Genomic DNA, 1,567 nt, shown 5'->3' with positions numbered 1-1,567 from the left:
TCGTTATGGTTACCGTCGCATTCGTGATGAATTAACGAATCGTGGCCAGAAAGTGAACCACAAGAAGGTTCAGCGCATTATGAAAGAGCTTGGGTTAAAGTGTGTTGTGCGTATGAAGAAATATAAATCCTATAAAGGAAAAGTCGGTAGAATTGCACCTAATATTTTAGAGCGTAATTTTCATACAGATGCACCGAATCAAAAGTGGGTAACAGACATCACAGAGTTTAAATTGTTTGGAGAAAAACTGTATGTATCACCTGTATTAGATTTGTATAATGGTGAAATTATTACCTATACAATTGGTTCTAGACCGACGTATTCGCTTGTTTCAGGCATGTTAGAGAAAGCATTGGAACGTTTACCTGAAACCCACCAGCTACTGATGCATTCGGATCAAGGATGGCATTATCAAATGAGACAGTACGTCCGGACACTTGAATCAAGAGCTATCGTCCAGAGTATGTCTCGAAAAGGCAACTGTTACGACAACGCAGTAATAGAAAATTTCTTTGGGATTATGAAGTCGGAGTTCCTCTACATAAAAGAATTTGAAAATGTAGAGCACTTTAAAATAGAATTAGAAAAATATATAGATTATTATAATACGAAACGGATTAAGGCAAAATTAAAAATGAGCCCAGTACAATACCGGACTCACTTTTATCAAGCTGCCTAATGAAATAACCGTGTCTAACTTTTAGGGGTCACTTCAGTTTCCTCGCTCTTTTTTTATTTGTCATAAACAATCTATGATGAAATTTAAGCGATTCTAAATACAGTAAGGCGGATGTTAGTATTTCCTGTCGCAGGGATCGTAATCTCATTAAGAGTAGATTGAACAGAAATTCTTGCACCAGCTGCTAATGTTTCGATTGTAGTAAATGAAAGTGAGTCGCCTATTAAATTTGAAGAGAAATTATCAGTTGCGACTGCTCCATTAATTGAAATTCCTACTCCGAGTGGAGCGCATCCTGGCGCAGTTGTAGAAATGGATACGCTAATTACATAAATACCACCGTTAATAACAGTAACTGTATCTGTGCCGTTGAAGATAATATTGTTTACGTTAATTGCAGTACTAAAAATAAAGTTATTAAATTGCAGTACTGTTTGCTGAATATTGTTTGTTACAACAATTGTTGCTATAGGGAAGCTAGGTCCAGTTGGCCCAGTAGGTCCGGTAGGTCCACCAGAAGGTCCAGTAGGTCCAGTAACTCCTATACCAGTAGCGCCGGTAGCACCAGTAGCACCTGTGTTACCTTGAACGCCTTGAGGTCCAGTAGCGCCGGTAGCACCAGTAGCACCTGTGTTACCTTGAACGCCTTGAGGTCCAGTAGCGCCGGTAGCACCAGTAGCACCAGTGTTACCTTGAACGCCTTGAGGTCCAGTAGCGCCGGTAGCACCAGTAGCACCTGTGTTACCTTGAACGCCTTGAGGTCCAGTAGCACCAGTGTTACCTTGAGCACCTTGAGGTCCAGTAGCGCCGGTAGCACCAGTAGCACCCGTGTTACCTTGAGGTCCAGTAGCGCCAGTAGCACCCGTGTTACCTTGAACGCCTTGAGGT

The 1,567-nt window shown here is 41.6% G+C and carries 2 protein-coding genes; one reads left to right on the top strand and one right to left on the bottom strand.

Annotated elements, in window-relative coordinates; translation table 11 throughout:
• The coding region (locus ACO6VI_RS32930; RefSeq protein ID WP_422423579.1) for an IS3 family transposase at positions 1-679 on the top strand (679 nt) is incomplete at its 5' end.
• Between the two features lie 83 nt (positions 680-762).
• Here ACO6VI_RS32930 and ACO6VI_RS32925 read toward each other — a convergent pair.
• Positions 763-1,567: Gly-Xaa-Xaa repeat protein (locus tag ACO6VI_RS32925; protein WP_422425203.1), on the bottom strand; the 805-nt coding region annotated here is incomplete at its 5' end.

Origin of the sequence: Bacillus sp. PSXD-155 (assembly GCF_049310765.1) — a bacterium.
In the GTDB taxonomy this organism is placed as follows: domain Bacteria; phylum Bacillota; class Bacilli; order Bacillales; family Bacillaceae_G; genus Bacillus_A; species Bacillus_A cereus.
This window is presented reverse-complemented; position numbering and strand designations above follow the sequence as displayed.